Source organism: Intrasporangium sp. (assembly GCF_032907665.1).
Taxonomy (GTDB): Bacteria; Actinomycetota; Actinomycetes; order Actinomycetales; family Dermatophilaceae; genus Intrasporangium.
In genome coordinates this window covers 3,225-6,403 of the sequence record NZ_JAJJPG010000169.1, presented here as the reverse complement: position 1 = coordinate 6,403, position 3,179 = coordinate 3,225, and the positions used below count along the sequence as shown (strand labels likewise).

Sequence of the window (3,179 nt, the reverse complement as noted above, 5' to 3'; positions counted from 1 at the left end):
GCCCGGGGGCTGCGGCAGGGCTGGGAGGCCGCAGCGGGCTGGATGCCGGCTCAGCGGCATACGGACGAGTGTCGGGCGAAGCCCGGACGCCACGTAGTCTGTGCGCCATGCACCCCGTGGTGAAGCTCGTCCTCATCCTCGCGGTCGTCGTCGCCATCGCCGTCCTCTACGGGAGGATCTTCGGGCGGCGCGACCGGGAGGAGCGCTACGTCGGGCTGACCGACGCCGCCCGCGCCAAGGTCAGCCACGAGATCAGCGCCGGGCACAAGATCAACGCCATCAAGATCTATCGCGAGGCCACCGGCGCGCCCCTGGCGGACGCCAAGCGCGCGGTCGACTCGTGGTTCGTCCCCGGGCACGGTCCGGGCGTGCGCGACGCCGCGGCGTCGTGGAGCGAGGGCCGGCTCACCGCCGAGGCACGGGCCCGCATCAGCGAGCTCGTCCAAGCCGGTCGCCGCGAGGACGCGATGGCGCTCTATGCACAGGCGACCGGTGCGAGCGACACCGAGGCCCAGGCCATCATCCGGTCGTGGGACACGACTCAGGACTACTGAGAGCCGGCCCCTCACGATGCACCGTCTGCCCTTCTACGGCACGACCGGCAGGTTCACGTGGCGCATGCTCGCCACCGTGCTCGTCGGCCAGTCCATCGCCGTCTTCTTCGGCGCGCTCGTCGCCCGCGCCATCGCTGCGACCGGCCCGGACGCGAAGCACTCGACGACCTACCTGCTCGTGGGCTCCGCGCTCGCCGTGCTCAGCATCGTCGCTGCCGGGCTGCTGCGCCGACCCTACGGCGTGACCCTCGGCTGGCTCGTGCAGCTCCTCACGCTCGTGAGTGCCCTCGTCGTCACCGCGATGCTCGTCGTGGGCCTGATCTTCCTCGCCCTGTGGGTCACCTGCCTCGTCATGGGCACGCGCATCGACGCCTCGCAGGCACAGCCCGGGCCGCCAACGGGCGAGGACGGCGTCGATAGGGTGGACGAGTGACCACCGAACGCTCCCTCGTCCTCGTCAAGCCCGACGGTTTCCAGCGCGGCCTCACCGGGGAGGTGCTGCGCCGCATCGAGTCCAAGGGCTACACACTCGTCGCCCTCGCCGTCGTCACACCGACGCAGGAGCAGCTCGCGGCGCACTACGCCGAGCACGAGGGCAAGCCCTTCTACCAGCCGCTCGTGGACTTCATGGGCTCCGGCCCCGTCACGGCCGCCGTCATCGAGGGACAGGACTGCGTCAAGGGCTTCCGCGCCCTCGCGGGGGCCACGAACCCCACGGAGGCGGCACCCGGCACGATCCGCGGGGACTTCGGGCGTGACTGGGGCCTGAAGGTCCAGCAGAACATCGTCCACGGCTCGGACTCGCCTGAGTCGGCGGTCCGCGAGATCGGGATCTGGTTCCCCGGCCTCTGAGCTGGCCTCCTTCATCCGGGATGGCCTCCTGGCCGGGTACTGGTCGCCCGGACGTGCGCCGGACCTGGGCGCCCGGACCTGGGCGCCGGGACATGCGCAAGACACCCGGTCCGTCAGGACGTCGACGTCCACGATCTCGGCAGGCCCTCGGGGCACAATCCGGGTATGACGCCGATCGCTGGACTACGCCCCCTCGGGCGTGATCTGGCGATCGACCTCGGCACGGCCAACACGCTCATCCACGCCCGCGGCCGCGGCATCGTGCTCGACGAGCCGTCCGTCGTCGCCGTCGAGGCGGAGTCCGGGCGGCTCGTCGCGGCCGGCGTCCAGGCCAGGGAGATGCTCGGCCGGGTGCCGGGGACCATCCGCGCAGTCCGACCGCTCAGGGACGGTGTCGTCTCGGACGCCGACGAGGCGGAGCTCATGCTGCGCCTGTTCATCGACCGGGTCCGCACGTCCCGGGTGGCCCGGCCCCGCATGGTGTTGTGCGTGCCGAGCGACGTCACCGGCGTCGAGCGTCGGGCCCTCGAGGACGCGGCCCTCCGGTGCGGGGCGCGCCGCGTCTACCTCATCGAGGAACCGATGGCGGCCGCCATCGGTGCGGGGCTGCCCGTGCACGAGACAGCCGCGAGCATGGTGGTCGACATCGGTGGTGGCACGACCGATGTCGCCGTCATCAGCCTCGGGGGCATCGTCACGTCCACATCGGTGCGGGTGGCCGGGGACGAGGTGGACGAGGCCCTTGTCAGTCACGTCAAGTCCGAGTACTCCCTGCTCCTCGGCGAACGCAGCGCCGAGGAGATCAAGGTCGCGGTGGGGTCGGTCTTCCCCCTTCGGGAGGAGCTGACGACCCGGGTCCGGGGGCGTGACCTCGTCACCGGCCTGCCCAAGAGCGTGGAGATCGGTTCCGCCGAGGTGCGCCGCGCCATCGAGGGGCCGATCCTGCAGATCATCGAGCTGGTGCGGGCCACGCTCGACGTGTGCCCGCCCGAGCTCGCCGGCGACATCCTCGACCGGGGCATCACGCTCACGGGCGGGGGCGCGCTGCTACGGGGCCTCGATGCCCGGATGCGCCACGAGCTCGGCGTCCCGGTGACCGTCGCACCTGACCCGTTGCAGGCCTCGGCGCGGGGGGCGGGACGGTGCGTCGACGAGTTCTCCGGTCTCGAGCGGGTCCTCGTCGGCAGTCAGCGGCGCTGAGCGGTCACGGCGCGATGTCACTCCGTTCCAAGCAGCGGCTCCTCGGGATCCTGCTCGTCGTCACGGCCGGCGTCCTGCTCGCCGATCTTGCTGGCCACCCTGCCATCGGCGTGGTCCGATCGGTGTCCGGCGCCGCGCTCGGGCCGGTCCAGCGGTTCCTGGCCGGCGCCAGGCCCGCCGAGATGGCCGCCCTCTCCGCGGAGAACGCCCGGCTGCGTGCCCGGGTCGACTCCCTCGCGAGGCAGGTGGAGGTGCTCAGCGAGGTGCGCGACCTCGTGGGGTCAGGCCTCGCGACCGACCACACCGTGGTCATCGGGCAGGTCGTCGCCACCGAGCTGAGCCCGCTCGGCGGTCGCTCCGTCACCGTCGACGTCGGCGCCCGAGACGGGGTAGTCGTCGACACCACCGTCGTGAGCCGAGACGGCCTCGTCGGCCGTGTCGTGGCCGTGTCTCCGTGGACCAGCGACGTGCAGGTCCTCGGGGCCGACCAGTCCGTCGTCGCCGTCCGCGTCGGAGAGCGGGGACTGCTCGGGACCGTCGGGCCCGTCCCTGTCGGCAGTGGTGTCGGCAGTG

Annotated in this window: 5 protein-coding genes; all 5 read left to right on the top strand. The window is 72.2% G+C overall.

The genetic code is table 11. From position 1 onward, the window contains the following. The first annotated feature begins 107 nt into the window (after positions 1-107). Positions 108-554 carry a hypothetical protein gene (locus LOY02_RS17185; protein ID WP_317183593.1) on the top strand — a complete coding sequence of 149 codons (447 nt, stop codon included), beginning with the start codon at positions 108-110 and terminating at the stop codon, positions 552-554. A 16-nt stretch (positions 555-570) separates the two neighbouring features. Then, positions 571-987 (top strand): DUF4233 domain-containing protein, encoded by a 417-nt coding sequence (locus LOY02_RS17180; protein ID WP_317183592.1) that lies wholly within the window; start codon positions 571-573, stop codon positions 985-987. Further along, positions 984-1,406 (top strand): nucleoside-diphosphate kinase, encoded by a 423-nt coding sequence (gene ndk / locus LOY02_RS17175; RefSeq protein ID WP_317183591.1) that lies wholly within the window; start codon positions 984-986, stop codon positions 1,404-1,406. Before LOY02_RS17180 ends, ndk begins: the two co-directional genes overlap by 4 nt. 165 nt (positions 1,407-1,571) lie before the next feature. Further along, the gene (locus LOY02_RS17170; protein WP_317183590.1) at positions 1,572-2,606 is read left to right on the top strand and encodes a rod shape-determining protein; all 1,035 of its coding nucleotides are present in this window, start codon (positions 1,572-1,574) and stop codon (positions 2,604-2,606) included. A gap of 14 nt (positions 2,607-2,620) precedes the next feature. After that, positions 2,621-3,179: rod shape-determining protein MreC (locus LOY02_RS17165; RefSeq protein ID WP_317183589.1), on the top strand; the 559-nt coding region annotated here is incomplete at its 3' end.